At 45.6% G+C, this 16337-nt stretch carries 14 protein-coding genes; 5 read left to right on the top strand and 9 right to left on the bottom strand.

Translation table 11 applies throughout. The features are described 5' to 3' along the window. A partial coding sequence (locus GX419_02580) for a hypothetical protein (GenBank protein ID NLI23580.1) occupies window positions 1-302 on the top strand: 302 nt, incomplete at its 5' end. Window positions 303-550: 248 nt separating this feature from the next. On the opposite strand, the gene GX419_02575 is transcribed toward GX419_02580, so the two are convergent. After that, window positions 551-1003, bottom strand: coding sequence for a hypothetical protein (locus GX419_02575; GenBank protein NLI23579.1), 453 nt, complete (start codon window positions 1001-1003; stop codon window positions 551-553). A gap of 257 nt (window positions 1004-1260) precedes the next feature. Between GX419_02575 and GX419_02570 the strand changes: the two genes are divergently transcribed. Then, on the top strand, window positions 1261-2232 hold the full coding sequence (locus tag GX419_02570; GenBank protein NLI23578.1) for a class II fructose-1,6-bisphosphate aldolase: 972 nt from the start codon (window positions 1261-1263) through the stop codon (window positions 2230-2232). Between the two features lie 66 nt (window positions 2233-2298). On the opposite strand, the gene GX419_02565 is transcribed toward GX419_02570, so the two are convergent. The 6 genes from GX419_02565 to GX419_02540 form a co-directional block, all read right to left on the bottom strand. After that, the gene (locus GX419_02565) at window positions 2299-2439 is read right to left on the bottom strand and encodes a hypothetical protein (protein NLI23577.1); all 141 of its coding nucleotides are present in this window, start codon (window positions 2437-2439) and stop codon (window positions 2299-2301) included. Continuing rightward, on the bottom strand, window positions 2436-4277 hold the full coding sequence (locus GX419_02560; protein ID NLI23576.1) for a sodium-dependent transporter: 1842 nt from the start codon (window positions 4275-4277) through the stop codon (window positions 2436-2438). The genes GX419_02565 and GX419_02560 overlap by 4 nt, the downstream gene beginning before the upstream one ends. A gap of 43 nt (window positions 4278-4320) precedes the next feature. Further along, window positions 4321-6507 carry a T9SS type A sorting domain-containing protein gene (locus GX419_02555; protein NLI23575.1) on the bottom strand — a complete coding sequence of 729 codons (2187 nt, stop codon included), beginning with the start codon at window positions 6505-6507 and terminating at the stop codon, window positions 4321-4323. 140 nt (window positions 6508-6647) lie between these two features. Continuing rightward, window positions 6648-7646, bottom strand: a complete 999-nt coding sequence (locus tag GX419_02550) for a hypothetical protein (protein NLI23574.1) — start codon at window positions 7644-7646, stop codon at window positions 6648-6650. A 10-nt stretch (window positions 7647-7656) separates the two neighbouring features. Continuing rightward, window positions 7657-9564 (bottom strand): hypothetical protein, encoded by a 1908-nt coding sequence (locus tag GX419_02545; protein NLI23573.1) that lies wholly within the window; start codon window positions 9562-9564, stop codon window positions 7657-7659. Between the two features lie 135 nt (window positions 9565-9699). Next, window positions 9700-10758, bottom strand: coding sequence for a TerC/Alx family metal homeostasis membrane protein (locus tag GX419_02540; GenBank protein ID NLI23572.1), 1059 nt, complete (start codon window positions 10756-10758; stop codon window positions 9700-9702). Between the two features lie 102 nt (window positions 10759-10860). Between GX419_02540 and GX419_02535 the strand changes: the two genes are divergently transcribed. From GX419_02535 to GX419_02525, 3 genes are read left to right on the top strand one after another with little or no spacing between them, the layout of a single operon-like run. Continuing rightward, window positions 10861-12993 (top strand): cation:proton antiporter, encoded by a 2133-nt coding sequence (locus GX419_02535; GenBank protein NLI23571.1) that lies wholly within the window; start codon window positions 10861-10863, stop codon window positions 12991-12993. A gap of 12 nt (window positions 12994-13005) precedes the next feature. Further along, window positions 13006-13662, top strand: coding sequence for an ankyrin repeat domain-containing protein (locus tag GX419_02530; protein NLI23570.1), 657 nt, complete (start codon window positions 13006-13008; stop codon window positions 13660-13662). A 22-nt stretch (window positions 13663-13684) separates the two neighbouring features. Continuing rightward, on the top strand, window positions 13685-14056 hold the full coding sequence (locus GX419_02525) for a hypothetical protein (GenBank protein ID NLI23569.1): 372 nt from the start codon (window positions 13685-13687) through the stop codon (window positions 14054-14056). A gap of 3 nt (window positions 14057-14059) precedes the next feature. Here the strand turns inward: GX419_02525 and GX419_02520 are convergent, their stop codons facing one another. Both GX419_02520 and GX419_02515 read right to left on the bottom strand, forming a co-directional pair. Then, window positions 14060-14752 (bottom strand): hypothetical protein, encoded by a 693-nt coding sequence (locus GX419_02520; protein NLI23568.1) that lies wholly within the window; start codon window positions 14750-14752, stop codon window positions 14060-14062. A 37-nt stretch (window positions 14753-14789) separates the two neighbouring features. Continuing rightward, on the bottom strand, window positions 14790-16298 hold the full coding sequence (locus tag GX419_02515) for a hypothetical protein (GenBank protein NLI23567.1): 1509 nt from the start codon (window positions 16296-16298) through the stop codon (window positions 14790-14792). Window positions 16299-16337 lie beyond the last annotated feature (39 nt).

The raw sequence follows: 16337 nt of genomic DNA, 5'->3' as shown, positions 1-16337 counted from the left end.
TGCGCAATCCGGGCTTAACCGGCCGCTTCCACTCCGTTCCAGCGGGATTTGCCCGGATGCCTGCGCGCAAAGCCTCCGCACTGCGCATCAGTTCCCTTTCGCTCCTGATGCGCAATCCGGGCTTAACCGGCCGCTTCCACTCCGTTCCAGCGGGATTTGCCCGGATGCCATCCCATAAGGCCAGCCCACTGCGCATCAGTCCGCTTGCTCTCCTGATGCGCAATCCGGGCTTAATCCACATTGCGCATGAAAAACTGCGCAATGTGAAGCAAGGGCAACGGGGAGGGTTGGCAAGGTATTAAGGTTCCAGAGTTTCAGGGTTCCAGAGTTTCAGGGATTTTCGATTTCCAATTTCCCATTTCCCATTAACGTGTTCTGGTTTTAATATCGTGATCAAGGACAGGAAATTGGAAATAGGAAATTTTCGGGGATTTTTGATTTGTGACTTGAGATTTTTAGGTGCAGGATAAGCAATAGCCTAAAGCGAATAGCAAACAATCAAAAGCAATCATCAGGATACGGGGAACTTGGGGAATAGTTACGGCCTGATTTATCCTACCCTGTGCCAGTCGAGAATCCAGGCAGCTATTTTCTTTTCGTGCATGAATACGTAACCGTGGTTTTTGTAATGTGTTTCGCTGACCATTTCCAGGTTTTCAACGCCTGAAAAAACTGAATCGGAAGCCTGGTAAAGCAAAAAAATATACTCATTCATATACATGATTCTGCCATCCATCTGAATTCCGCATATCAGCGCCGTCTGCCACCGTGCATCATCTTTTTTAACTTCGGGAATAATTTTGAATTTGTGTCTTACCATCATTGAATTGCCCGAAATAGCCGAAAACTTTATTTCAGCAATCAGTTCACTTCTCTCCTTCCTGATGCGGGATTCACCCTCAATGGTAAAAATTTCCCCGTCAGCACCCGTATAGTAGCCTATTGATTTCCATATTCCCTCGCAGGAAAGAAATGTGTGCCGGTTTTCAGTCAATTTTACCATCCGGGTTTTGCCGTTTCCTGAAAATATTTTTTCTGCCAAATGCCGAACAAATCAAATCCGATATCTGTTTTTTACAAACCGTTACTGATTGTTCCGGCATCTTGTGTAAATTTCATTCAAATGTACAAAGCTTTTGCATTGACAAACAGGTTAATAAATAAATTAATCCAACAGGTTGAAAAAGATATGAACAACAGGTATTGATTTTATGATTACATTTGCAATTCACGTCAGTTAACCATTTAATTGTCTTTATTATGATACATTACAAAGAACTTGGACTCGTCAATTCACGGGAATTGTTCAAAAAAGCCATGGCCGGCGGATATGCCATTCCGGCTTTTAATTTCAACAACATGGAACAGCTTCAGGCTATTATATCGGCCTGTGTTGAAACCAAATCGCCTGTTATTCTGCAGGTTTCAAAAGGAGCACGGCAGTATGCCAACCAGACCCTGTTGCGGTACATGGCCCAGGGTGCTGTAGAATATGCAAAAGAACTGGGGTTTGCTGTTCCGATTGTACTGCACCTCGATCATGGCGATTCGTTTGAATTATGCAAATCGTGCATTGAAACCGGTTTCTCTTCGGTGATGATTGACGGCAGCCATCTGCCTTACGAGGAGAATGTTAAACTGACCCGTCAGGTTGTTGAATTTGCTCATAAGCATGATGTTACCGTTGAAGGGGAACTTGGTGTGCTGGCCGGTATTGAAGATGAAGTTTCTTCGGAACATACCCATTACACCAAACCGGAAGAAGTAGAAGATTTTGTAAGCAAAACCGGAGTCGATTCGCTTGCTATATCCATCGGAACTTCCCATGGTGCTTACAAATTCAAACTGAAGCCCGGAGAAACGGTACCCCCGCTCAGGTTTGACATCCTCGAAGAAGTGGAAAAGAGAATCCCCGGATTCCCGATTGTTTTACACGGAGCTTCTTCTGTTCCCCAGGATATTGTTGACATTATCAACAAATACGGAGGGAAACTTGAAAACACTGCAGGAGTTCCCGAAGATCAGCTGCGCAGGGCTGCCGCTTCAGCAGTCTGCAAGATCAACATCGATTCCGACGGTCGTCTTGCCATGACAGCAGCCATCCGCAAGGTATTTGCCGAAAAACCTGATGAATTTGATCCCCGTAAGTATCTTGGTCCGGCACGTGAAGCATTGAAAGAACTTTACAAGCACAAAATCGTACATGTTCTTGGAAGTGCCAACAAGGGGTAATTTTTTTAAATCACTTGCAAAGAATCCGGTGCAACCCACCGGATTTTTTGTTTCTGTTTTCCAGGATCAGTTAAGATCAGTGTTTTCGCTCAGTCCGTTTTTCTTTGTGCGGCGGTCGCCCATCAGAACGCGGATAAAAAAGTAGGCCGTAAAACCAAAAACCAGCAGCCAGACTGAGAGCATCATTATCAGGGCAGAGGTATTCATAGACTATTGTATTTTATCTTGTTTCTCCTCCAGGCAAAGAAAACGAGAACAGCAATTCCAATAAAGACTGATAACAGCAGAATCCTTGCCATATCAATATAGAATACCCTGTTTATGATTCTGCCTTCGACAAGAGGGGTACCGGCAGTAACCCGGTCTCCTTTATTTACCAGCAAACGCTGATTTCTGCCAACGCGGTAATCCAGCGACTTTACTCCCGATTCAAGCCGAAGGTAAGTACCACCGTCCTTTTTAAGAATATCTGTTATTGTTCCGTCAAATTCAGCATAGTAAAATTTGTTGAAATACTCCTTGTTTGGCCCGATACCCTGATGGCGCAACTGGGCAATAATACTTTCGTTATGGAGGGGCCATCCTTTCAGACTAAGCAGCGACCAATCGTCATTGGCTGGTCGGATAAGGGAAGCAACAAAAACCACGATCAGAAGAACCGGTGTAACATATTTCAGCACATATTTGAAGAAAACCGGAACGCGGATATCTGATCCCCTGGTAATTTCTTCCCAACCTTTATCAAGTCCAAAAAACCAGGCAAAAAGGATGGACTCGAACATAGCGAAGACAAACAAAGAAACCGTTCCTGACCAGTAGTCGTACTCATCGAATACCCCCTGCTTGAAAAACAGAACAGTTGGCATTCCCAGAATAAAGATCAGAATTCCAAAACCCAGGGCAGCTGATTCGCGTTTCCATCCGAATTCATCGCGCAGAAAGCTCACAACAGGTGTTCCCATGGCAAGGGAAGAGGTAATGCCTGCAAAAAAAAGCAGTCCGAAGAAAGCAACCCCGGCAAGGGCAGCCATTACAGGACCCCAGTTTTCGAAAAGGAAAGGCATGGTGCGGAAACCCAGTCCCAATCCGCCCAAACCAGTAAGTTCCACAACCTTGTCAACGCCGAAATATCCGATTGCAATAGGTATAATGATAGAGCCTCCCAGGATGACTTCCACAAATTCGTTCATAAAGCCGGCTGAAAAGGCATTGGTAGCAATATCTTCGTTCTTCTTAAGATAGGAAGCATAACACTGGATAGAGCCCATACCAACGGAGAGTGTAAAAAAGATCTGTCCTGCTGCTGCCAGCCAAACCTTTGGGTTGGTGAGCGAATCGAAATGGGGTGTCCACAGGAAGTTCAATCCGGTTATTCCATCATTGACCGCGCCCTGCTGACCGGCTTTCATGGAAATACCCTTTATGGCAAGGAATATTCCAAAAACTATCAACAGTGGAACGCCAATTTTTGAAGCCTTTTCAACACCGCCACTCAGTCCTCTGCTGAGAATCCATGTATTCAAGGCCAGGCAGAGAATGAAAAAGAGCAGTGCTTCAAACGGGATTCCGGTGGTAGAGATGTTCAGGTCGAGGTAATCATTAAAAAACTCAGCCACCCGGTTTTGCGTCATTCCATGAAACGTACCTGCAACCGAATGGTAAACATACGACATGGTCCAGCTCTCCATGTAACAATAATAGGAAGCTATGGCCACATTGCTGAAAATACCAAAAACCCCTATGTACATCCAGACCGCACGGTTGTTCATTCTGCGGAGGATGAAGGGAGTGGAATGATGCCCGAACTGACCTCCGAACCTGCCTGCCGACCATTCAATCAGCAAAAGAGGAAAACCGAGCAGCACCAGGCATACCAGATACGGAATAATAAAGGCTCCGCCTCCGTTCTGTACAGCCTGAACCGGAAACCGGAGGAAGTTGCCGAAACCGACGGCATTGCCTGCCATGGCCAGTACCAGGCCAACACGGGATCCCCATGATTCTGCCTTTTTCAGTGAAAAATCATGCTGTAAGTGTTTCTCCATGGTTGCAATTAAAAAGTCAGACTATTTCTTCTGCTTGATTACTTTAATCACAGTATAAAACTTCGTTGTCGAGAAAAACCCTTATAAAATACATTCCCGGAGGTAAGGTGGCCCCGTTGAAACGCAACAAGGCCAGACCCTGATCAGCCGTGGTATTGACCACAGAGAGCATCTGACGCCCGGTAATATCAACCACCTGAACGGTGGCAAATACTCGTTTTTCAGGCCGCAGAACAACGCTGAATTCATCAGTAAACGGATTGGGATAGACATCAATCTCTGGAATAGTGATTACAGAAGTATCATCCGAAGAAGTGCCGCACGTGCCAGGGAGATTATTATCCATCCATCTTGCCCTGTCAGCAATAAATTCTTTCATGTAGACAATTTCACCTGAGTAGGTATTTCCCACATAGTAATTGGGCCAGACCCACTGGCCAAAAACCGGATATTTCTCAAAATTTCTGATTCTGGCCTCAGAAGTCAGCTCGCTGAAACGGTCGATTACTACATAAATGCTATCGGTATGCAGAAAACGTTTCCTCAACTCCTCCCAGCGACACCTTGCTGCTGAGGTAAATTTGCTATCGAGCAGAAACCGGGACCACCAAAAGGGAACCGGAAAATAGTCGCCGGGATCAATGGAATTGATGACCCAGCCATATGTTTCCCATCCGTGGTAGTAGTTCGCGTTTCCAAAAGTAAGATCATTATCCCAGGTCGGCCCCATTACCAGCTTTCCTCCCTTGCTGTCCTTGTCTTTGTGAACATAGGCACTGATGCGGTATGCATCCACATTTTTGGTCAGCTCGCTGAAAAGGAAATAATCTACAAACGACTGCAGATCAATATACCGGTAATAGCCAGTTACTGCATTATTCCAGTCAGGCGATTTAAGAGCCGTTTCAAAAGAGGTTATATAATTCCGGATATAGTCTTTTTGTACCTGTAAAATCTTATAATATTTCGGATAGTGCCACAAAAAACTGACCTGCTTACCAGTTGGAGCAAGGTAAGGAGAAGTCCAGGCATATTCGTAGCCTTCCCCTTTGTCAATTTTAACAATATATCCGCCGGTGAGGTCATCTCCCTGAATATCCGTTGAATCAAGTTTGGCAATATTGACACGATTCTTATCGCGGCGGATTTTCTCGATGAGCACAAACAAACCAATGTATTCGCCGTTCAGCACTACCTCACAGAAAGCAGTACGGGGAGCATACCGCCCGAACCGGCGGGCAAGATCATAACATAAGGCGTTGCGCATCAAGGTCTTGTCATTGTATGGACCATACAAGTCCCAATCATTTCCCGGAGGCATTCCCAGCAAGGGTGCGTCAATTTCTTTTTCTGAAGCATCAATCAGTTCAATGTTATAGCTTTTCTTTGGCCAGTCAAAATAATAGGATGATTGCCCGTGGTATTCAATATGGATAGGTCCGTTGTATGAATACTGTGTATCCAGCAAGGAATTACGACCTGACGGATTGTCAACAATCTTCATGGCGGCAACAATCTCTCTGTCTTTAGCAATTGTCTGGCCATTGGTGTTAATAATGATTATGGGCAGATTGCTGGAAAAGTTTTGATCAGGAGGAGGTGAAAACCAGGATGGAGGAGTACGGAAAAAAACGGAAGTATTGGCAATTCCGAAAGAAAGAAAAGGAATGAGGCTTAAATCGGAAGAAGTTAAGCCTGCATTATGCACTTCGATGGCCAGGGTATTTTCTCCCTGAACCAGGATAGTGCTCAACCGGTCGGCTGAAATGTAAAAAGGTTCGGGAGTTCCACCCTGATACATCTGGGCTTCATGATCAGGGGAAGCCGGAGTATCCCACTGTATGCTATCGGAAAGATTTGATGAGCGGGCAATTTCAACTCCGTTCAGCCAGGCAATAAAACCATCGTCATAATCGACATGCAAAAGGGCTGAAAGGATTGCATTTTTGGAAGGTACCTGAAAAAATTTTCTTACTGAGACAGAAATACAGGCATCAACCAGGGTAGTATCGTCATTGTCTCCGTACCCGAAACCTCCTCTGCCCTTTGCCCAGCCGGAATCATCAAACCCGGGCTGAAACCATTCTGAAGGCGGCATGGAAGTATTCACCCTGTAAGTAAAAGTATCGCCTGCAAAAACTGCCGTTTCCCAGTGGTTAACCGTCTGGCCCGCCAGGCTTCCTGCCAGGAAAAACAGAGAGAAAAATAACAGAAAATATTTCCGGATCATCGTCTTTATCATTCAACAGGAAAGAAAAGTTAATATTCAAATGCTTTCCTGTTTTATACGTATTCACATCCTATTCCTGTTACAAATAAAACAAAAAAGATTAATATTATTTTAACCTGATCATGGCATGAGAAAAATTCTTATGCAACATTTCCGGATGAAAAGACCAACCTGCTGTTCCGATATGCCAGAAGCAGAAGGTGAAAACGGCTGGACCATTTTTCCATGTCGCATACCAGAACAGGGCTTTGCAATTCCCTGTTGAAAAGATTGATCCCCGTCCGGTTGGTGTATTGCTCATAATGATCAAGGCATACAAAAACAGGGGAAAGCAGCAGATGCGTATAACGCGCAAATTGCTGAATCCTTTCGCCAGGAAAAGGCATTTCGGTGCATTGGGTGAACCAGTGTTTTTCCGTTTCGAGGAAAAACCTCCCGGCTTCCTCTGCATTCTGAAACAGGCAGGCACCGGTTGCCCTTCCATCGACGCGGTCGTACGTAAGGTCAAACAGATCATCCATCAGCTGGGCAAGAAACCCGAGTGACAGGGCGACCTGGTATTCTTCCCGGGTCACCGGATTGTCAAGCATGGTGCGGATAAGAACAGCGGCCAGCCCTCCTTTTTCTCTCGTAAGGGATTCGATATCGGAAGCTGATGCAGGCCAGAGAAGATTTCTGCTTTTCTCCTGCGCCCGCATAAGCTGAAGAACAAGATGTCTGAAAGAAGCCTGCAACGATTGCAGAGATTTGTATAAGCAGAGGAGAACATCCCTGAAACATTGCAGCAAAGTGTTGTCAGATTCCGTTTCGTTTCCACCGGGGTCCAGCACCAATGATTCAATCAGGTCAGGATACAGATAATAGGCATCGTATAAGTCATCAAAGAGAGGAGCAACAATGCTCAGCAGAGCCAAACGTTCCTTTTCGGTTCCGGTAAGGGGTTTGTTCCGGAGAACAGCCCAGGCGCTTCCATAGAGAAAAAGAGAATACAGGTATTGTTTTCTGCGGTTGCCCTGCAGATAATTCTGTGCTGCATTCTGACATGCTTCGGCAGGAAGAGGATGGCGGAACGACAGGTATTGCCTGCTCCGGTAAATGGTGCTCAGAGCTTTCAGTGAATACCTCAGATACGGCACCATAGAATGGAAATTACAGGGGTTTTTCGGGAGCCGGTAAAAAACCATCCTCAATAAGCGAAATCACTCCCAACAGTCCGCCCCAATGGTAGAACCAGTCACTGCTTGTTACATCGTTTCCCTGTCCGGTAACCGAATTGTAGTTTTCATAGACCTGTCGTTTTTCTCTCCATCCTTTCAGCAAAAGGTCTGCGGATTTTTGGCTCAGATCATGCCTTACGACAGACAGATCATAGTTCCTCAGTCCGAGATATACCAGAAAATTCATTGGTGCCCAGATGCGTCCCCGCCAGTAGTTGTTGTCATAAAAAGCAGGATCGTTCCTGGCAATCGAAGGAAGAATATAGGTTCCCCAGAATTCATCGGGGTTATAAAAATGCTCCCTGATCATTCTTTCTGCCCTTTTCTGATCCGGAATGCGTGCAATAAGAGGATAAAAATGTGTGGGAGAAAGTCGTCGTGTAAAGGAGCCGCTGTCAAGGCGCATATTCAGGTAAAGTCCCGTCTGCTCATCCCAAAGCTTTTCCATATTTCTGCGGAAAAAGGCGGCACGTTCCGTAAGTTCCTGTGCGTCCTTTTTGCGGCCCAGCTGAAGTGCCAGATCAGCCAGTGCTTCACAGTCGGCAATGTACAGTGAGGTGAGGCCGACATCAGCCAGGAGCATGATATGCCGCACGGTATCAAAGGGCATATTATCGTACATAGGAGAATTGTCAAGTCCGGATTCAAGAGCAGCTCCCAGCAGGCTGTTCACTCCTACAGGTTTTTCAGATTCTCCGGGAGTATAGGGATTGGAACCCCAGCAAAGCAGTCCGTTGTACTGACGGTTTTCGGGCCACCAGCGGTTCCACATCAGCAGTTTGTCGTAGAGCAGGGCTGGAAACCATTTTTCCCTGTATTTTCTGTAAATTTCCCGAACCATCATTGAACCAACAGGGGGTTGGGAACGGTCCCTGCTTGAATAGTTACGGGCTGCCCCGAAATTGGGAACAAACCCTTCCGGAGTTATTTCATTAGTGATTTCAGCTGCCATAGCATAGGCAAGTTCCTTGTTTTCGGCGGCCAGCATATAGGAGGCAAAATAACTGTCCCAGCAAAAAAGAACATAACCACCCCACCACTTGTTCCATATGCGGCTCACCGGGGCTATTACCCTGTTGTGCACAGGCTCGTAAATAACATTCCAGGCAAGTACAGTCTGCATGGCATCATAGACCTCGCGGTGCCTGGCGTATTTCATTTTTGCCTTTTCCAGCGAATCGGCCCGTTGCCTGACCAACTGAATGGCCAGTTCAGGGGAAAGGGAATCACCAGCTACAACAAGTAAACCATTGCCAAGGGAATATTCCTTTCTGTACATACTATCTGCCATGCTTCCCAGCATTTTGCCGTCAAGCGGAAAAATATAAACCGGGATGGTATCATTCGGCATTTCGGCTATAAAGCCGGACGAAGTCGGCTTCAGTTTTCCGCTTCGCTGCCACCACATTCCTGCATTTACAATTACATTTCCTGAAGAGGGATCCAAAGGTTTGATGAAGATGATATTGCCCCTGGGCGACCATGCACTCTGAACTCTCAGATGCATCCCCTTCCAGTTTAAACTCAGATCCGTATAAGAACCATCATAAGCATGGGCACCGGGAATGATTCCGGCCACTCCTATATCGTCATAGTCTCTGCTGATGTATCCTTCCCTGAGCCGATATTTGCCATCGGAAGTTGCAAATTGTACCTGGATGCCCAATCCCTGCGGCAACAGAACATGGGTAAGGCAACTGTATGTATCCCAGGTATTCCACCCGGTAGCAAGATGATTCTGCAAGGCCTGGTAAGAGGCTTCCGGACTCCTGGTTTCGCCCGGCTGGTGACAAGCAACAACAGGAAAGATTAAGACCAGGAAGAAAAGAACTTTTTTCATATCAGTGCATCTTTTTACGTTGGTTGATCCAAAATACGGATGCAAGATAGGGAAAAATTGTCACGTATTCCATGCGCAGTAACCCCTGTCGATAAAATGGATTGTGTTTTTCAAATCCCAGGAGACGGTTGTGAATTAATGTTTCGCTTTTTCTGACTCAGGGAAAAGGACAGAAAACAGGACACTCAGCAGGAGGACAGTAACAATGAACAGCAGGGAATATTCCGTACGGAAACCGATATGTTCCAGCCAGGTGTGGAACAACAGCTTAAATCCCACAAAGCAAAGGAGAACAGCAATCCCGACCTTCAGATAGTGGAACATACTGACAATGCGCGAAAGCAGGAAAAACAGGGAGCGAAGTCCGATAATGGCAAAGATATTGGAAAAAAAGACGATAAACGGATCACGGGTAACAGCAAAAACAGCCGGAATGGAATCAAAGGCAAAGATCAGGTCGGTGAATTCAATCAGAATCAAAACGACGAACAACGGGGTGATATAAAGTTTGGTTTCTTTCCGGACGAAGAAATTCCCCTGAACATACCGTTTAATCACCCGGAAGTGAGAGGAGAACCATCGAACAAGCCAGTGATTCTGGGGTTCAGTCTTCTCCTCCCTGTTGCGTTCCAAAAAAACTTTGATTCCTGAATAGACCAGAAAGGCGCCGAAAAGATAAAGAATCCATTCAAAATGCTGAATCAGAGCCGAACCGACGAAAATAAAAACAGCCCGTAAGAAAATCGCCCCGAGAATTCCCCAGAAAAGAACCTTTTTATAGTACTTTTCCCTTACAGAAAAGGAAGACAGAATCATCATGATGACAAAAATGTTGTCGATCGACAGGGAATATTCGATCAGATAACCGGTTATGTATTCCAGGGCAAGATTTTTTCTGTAGGCTGTCAGTGCTGCCGCGAAATCGTTTTCAGGCAGTTTTAAAGAAGGGGCATACTGACGAGCAACGGCAAGGAGGTGTTCCATGGACTGGATGCCATGAAGTTTCTCGGCATGAAACAGCAGAAAGAAGTAAAAAGCCAGGGCCAGTGATACCCAAACAGCTGTCCAGCGAAGCGATTCCCTGAAGGAAATCACATGGCTCTTTCTGCCAATTACAGTAAGATCCAGGAGGAGCAGGGCCAAAATGACTACCGTAAAAGAAATGAAATACCAAATGGCGTAATCAGTCTCCATGTAATCAAGAAATTGGGCAAATATGCAATTTTTTTTTTGCATCCTGTATGTGTTGGTTCATACCCAATATTTTTACAAATTTGAGGAATGAAAAACGGGCATATGCATGGGTGGTTTCATATTACTTTCCCTTTGTCAGACCCGGTGCAGATCTTTCTGCTCACCCTGCTGATAGTTCTGGTCACACCTTTACTATTCAGAAAAATCAAGATACCCGGTATCATTGGACTGATACTGGCCGGCATGTTGGTTGGTCCTCACGGTCTGAATCTTCTCGCCAATGATGTTAATTTCAAAGTTTTTGGGTCGGTCGGGCTTATATACCTCTTGTTTCTGATGGGCCTGGAACTGGACTTCACTGGATTTAAAAAACACCTTCTTCAGACCGCCACGTTTGGTTTGTTCACTTTTGCCATTCCTTTTGCTACTGGTTTTTACATATTTCACCATATTCTTGATTATAACCTTCTGAGTTCACTTCTGATTGCTTCCAGTTTTTCTACACATACCCTGCTGTCATATCCTATTGTCCGAAGGCTCGGAATAAATAAGAACACAGCAGTAACCATCACCATTGGCGCAACTATCATAACTGATACTGCCGTTCTGATGGTTCTGTCCTATCTGTCGAATCTGGTGGGCCAAAAGAGCGGTCTGGGAATTTACGGAGTCAGTATTGCCCTGGTTCTTCTTATCGTTCTTACACTCTGGGGCATTCCCCGTTTAGGCCGCTGGTTTTTCAAAGCAAATAAAGGAGACAGTCAGAACCAGTTCGTGTTTGTTTTAACCATTGCCTTTTTATCGTCATTTGCAAGCCAGCTTTTTGGCATAGAGCCTATAATCGGGGCCTTTCTGAGCGGGCTGGCTCTGAACAGGATCATACCTGCTTCATCGCAGTTAATGAACAGGCTGGCATTCTTTGGACATGCCTTGTTCATACCGTTTTTTCTTCTGAGCATAGGTATGATCATTGATCCTGTAAAAATTTTCGGATCATTCGCTTCCTTTCAGATGGGATTGATTCTGCTTTCGATTGGGATTTTAACGAAATTTCTGGCTGCCTGGGCTTGTCAGATAGTGTTCAGGATGACAAGCCTTCAGCGAAACCTGATGTTTGGCCTGAGTTCATCTCATGCCGCCGCCATTCTGGCCGTTCTTCTGGTTGGCTACCGCCTGGAATTGATCAACGAAGAAGTTCTTAACGGCACCCTCATTTTCATACTTGGAAGTTGTCTGGTCAGTTCATTTGTTACAGAAAAGTACGGAAAGAAATTGGCTCTGACGGAACCTATAGCAGAAACTCCGGTACGATCAATACCTGAAAGAATCCTGGTTCCTGTATCAAACCCCGAAACAATCCCTTCGCTCACAGAACTTGCCTGTTTAATGAAAGATCCTGCCAGTAACGATCCGGTTTTTTTTCTGGCTGTCGGAACCGACGAAGATATTTCGTCAGGTCGCATCCAGCGGAATTTTCAGACGGTATACCATACAGTTGTGAACTTAGGCTTAGAACGGGAAATGGTACATCCCGTCACGCTGGTGGATGTCAACATTTCCCAGGCCATTCTGCGTAGCGTAAATGAATTAATGATATCGAAAATCATCATGGGATGGAGCGGCAGTACCGGTACTGATTTTTTGTTTGGAAAACTGCGGGACAATGTTCTTTCAGGAACAGAACGAATGGTTGTTATTACCCGTCTTATCCGGTACCTTTCTCTGAAAGGGAGAATGATCATTGTTTTTCCTCCTTTTGCTGAATTTGAAAGCGGGTTTGAGGAAGCGCTTGGCACTCTATACCATTTGGCCCTGAACATTCACAGGCCAATGATTTTTTCCGGAGCCACCAACGCAATTTTGAAGACCGAAAGCTTTTTAAAAGAAGCCAGACCGGCAATCGAATACCACACTTTTCCAATTTCGGGATATCCAGACTACGAGCAGATACATAATATGCTGATGCCGAATGACCTGCTCATTCTGCTCAATGCCCGTCCGGGAAGTATTTCATACCATTCAGCCCTGGAAAACCTGTACAAAAAGTTTTTCAAAGATGCACAGCCGTATGATGTAGCTGTGATCTATCCTGCCCAGCAGGAAATAGATCCGGCTGTTTTCATCAGCCAGCTTGAAACAATCGGAAACGGAATGGTTCCTCAAATTAACCGGTTCAGTAAAATCCTGAAGAAAATCATTAATTTTATTGCGGAAAAAGTTGCAAGACGAACATAAATCACAACGAATATGCAAAAGTTCACCTCCTTTGCCGAAGCCATCAAAGCCAACAATATGCTGGCTGTAAAAGAAATGCTGGATGAGAATCCAACCTTGATTCATTCGGTAACCCCGGAAGGCATTTCCATGGTGATGCTTGCTGCCTACCACCGTTATTCCAAACTTCTGGAAATACTGGTGGTGCGCAAACGGCATCTTGATATTTTTGAAGCCTCAGCTACCGGAGTATTGAGAGAAGTTGAGAGAAATGTTACCAAAAACAAAATCAACCTGATTGAATTTTCACCTGATGGTTACACAGCATTGCATTTTGCGGCCTGGTTCGGACATTACGAAGTAGCCAAATATCTTGTAACAAAGGGATCGGACATAAATGCCGTCTCGAAAAATGACAGCAAAGTTACACCATTGCATTCAGCAGTTGCAGCCGGATTCGGTGACGTAGCCTCCCTGCTGGCCGAACGGGGAGCCAATGTAAATGCCAGGCAGGGAGATGGCAATACTCCTCTTCATCTTGCTGCTGCTAATGGACACGCACGCATTGTACAGATGCTGCTGGAAAAGGGCGCTGATCCTTCCATCAGGAACAACGAGGGCAAAACTCCGGCCGACCTGGCCCGGGAAAAGAAAATGGAAGAGATTGGCAGGCTTCTTGAAGGAAAATAAAACTGATTTATTCCAGATTTTCATGAATTCTTTCCTGAGACACATTACCAGTGTCGCCATCATGTTTATTTTGTTTTCCTGCTCAGGCTACAGAGAAAACAAAATACGCAACGATTATTGCCGGTTGAAAAACGAAAAAGAAGCTTTTGATAAATTCTCAGCTGACCTTGAGAAAGGCACACTGAAGTATTTTTACACCGGGTACAATCCGTCTGCTGACATGGCAAAATACTGGAAATCAAAATATAATATACGAGTTATTGGTATTCATGATGACCTGTGTGCAGGATATCTCTGGTATAACAAATACGTAGAAAATTATGTAGTTACTGTTTCGCGGAAATGTTGCGTCAGGAAAAATTCCGCGACCCCGGATTCAGCAGGTCAGAAATGAAAATCAAGGTTGGCTTTTGGCAACTGCAGAATTAAAAAGGTTCAGCGCCCTGATCAGCTTTTCCTCCTGAGAAACCCACAAATGGTTTCTGCGGAGAAGGAGGCGCATCTGTTCTTTTTCTTCTCCCATTCGGTCGAGAAGGTTGCGCCTGGCCGGTCTGAAAAGGCTCATTTCATCCTTGTATAACAAATAATACCTGGGACTTTTTTCCATACGTCCTGTATTCCGGACAAGTTCCACCCTGTTCAGTTTATATAAGCTGACAGGCCCTTCAGTAAGTACCTGCAGGAAAAAATCAGCTGAATCGGAAGATAATTCCTTGCGCAGACGCATTTTCCTGAAACGGGCATACAGGGATCCATCCTTTTTGTAAAGATTGAACCCTGCAACCTGTTCCTTCTCAATAACAGCCGTCTGATGGTCCGATGACCGGAACCATAAAAGTGCATCCATAATTCCGTGGTACCGTATGCTTTCATTCCTCACCACCTTGCCGCTTTCAAGAAGAATATCGCCCGGCATCCAGTATGAGAAATACTGCATGGTATCCATGCCATAAGGAAACCAGAAAGCATGCGCAACGAGTTTCTCCTTTACGGCAGCAGCGAAGGAAGCGCTGTCACTGCAGGCACAGTTCCTCTCCTGCCCCGAAGTATAAGGCGTACCAAGAATGCAGATCAAAAAACATGTTGCCATTATACGGCACCATTTCATGCTTTCATCTGAATGAAGATTATTTTTCAGCATGTTGACTTCCATTTTCCAGAACGACAATGTCCTTAAACACTTCCACTCTCCGTCCCGATGATGTAATGCCGCAGACTTCGATCCGATAGGCACCGGGTATATCAGAAGCATGTACAACCCATTCTTCCGCATTATCGGAATGTATCCTGATATCGGGATTCCAATACAATCCCAGCCGGAAGTCCGGAAGGGGATATGCAGGAACGTTGCTCGTATTGAAACTCCTTCCGGGAAGATAGACTTTGTTTTCCAGCGTGCATGCATGTCTTGCAAGATATGACGGAGGAATTTCTCCGTCTGTTGTAACCAGGCTCAGCAGCCCGTTAAACGTAAGATCACCAAACAACAGCCTGCGGTTAACAATGTCGATGTAACGGATTTGCTTTGAACCTTTGCCAGCAAGGGAAGCAAGGTCATCATAGAAAACCCCGTTCAGAAGGATCCGGCGGTCGGGAGGCCAGAACGACTGCCTGCCAGGTTCCAGTATCCGGATGAAATAATTTTCGTCCTTTTTCCGGTAGCGCACAGAAAGAAGAAGATTCTCAGCCACTTCTCTGAAATTGTCAAGGGGAGAAAAGTCGGCAGGAACAACTCTCCGGTCGGCCGTATAATAAAATGGCCTGTTTAAGGGTAAGGTAACTTTTTCATGCTCAGGCACTGAATCCAGGGCATAGACCAGGTTGATAAGTCCAACAGACCTGATTTCGTCCCAGGCTTTGATTTGTTCCTGGTTCCAGCGAATTGTCATTGCCTTGCCCGAAGCAACCGGTAAACATTTGCTGTCAATCTGCCAGTTTATATTTTCCCGCACGGTATCACCATCGAGCATCTGAAGACATAGAGACCGGTTGTCAAGGACAGGAGAAAGCACAAAACAGAATCTTCCGGAGGAGTCGGTAAAGGAATAATCCAGGAATGGAACACTGTCGGGCACTGTTAATGTTACCAGCTTGCTGCGGAGCGGGGTAGCGGTAACCGGATTCGACACCGTGCCGCTCAGCAAATATCCTTCATTCTCCGTTACATACCTGCAGGCAGTGCTCTGTGCGGCAGATGCAGGCGGTATCTGTTCTCCGATCAGGGGTAGTTTAACCTCAGCCACTTCCTGCGCAGAAGAATCAATATCAGCACTGTTCGTGCCTTCGGAAAGAATGAACGAAAAAGGAACCTTCCGAACGATACGTACTGACACTCTTGCAGTTTCGCCTGGGTGCAGGGTTCCGGGATTGATCCGTACCCTCAGTGATCCACGGGTAACGATGCTGTCCTTCTCCGTAAAAAGGTTGACGATGGAAGAGGCTTCTTTATGTATATCAGTTGTTCCTCTCACTGCAGTCTTTTCAGAGGCCCGAGGTGAATTACCAGCTTCCGGAACTATGCCTTCCGCTTCTGATGCAACAATCTCCCTCACCTGGAATTCAGTAAAATTGTCATCCGTCAGAGCGGAAATAAACAGGGGTTTGAATGCAATATAAGAAAGGGGAAGACTTCGCATAAAAGATGTATAAGCTGCCAGGTAGTAAACTCCTGAAGA

Source organism: Bacteroidales bacterium (genome assembly GCA_012517825.1).
Lineage (GTDB): Bacteria > Bacteroidota > Bacteroidia > Bacteroidales > JAAYUG01 > JAAYUG01.
Note: the sequence above shows the minus strand (reverse complement) of the source record. Positions and strands in the feature narration are given on the sequence as shown.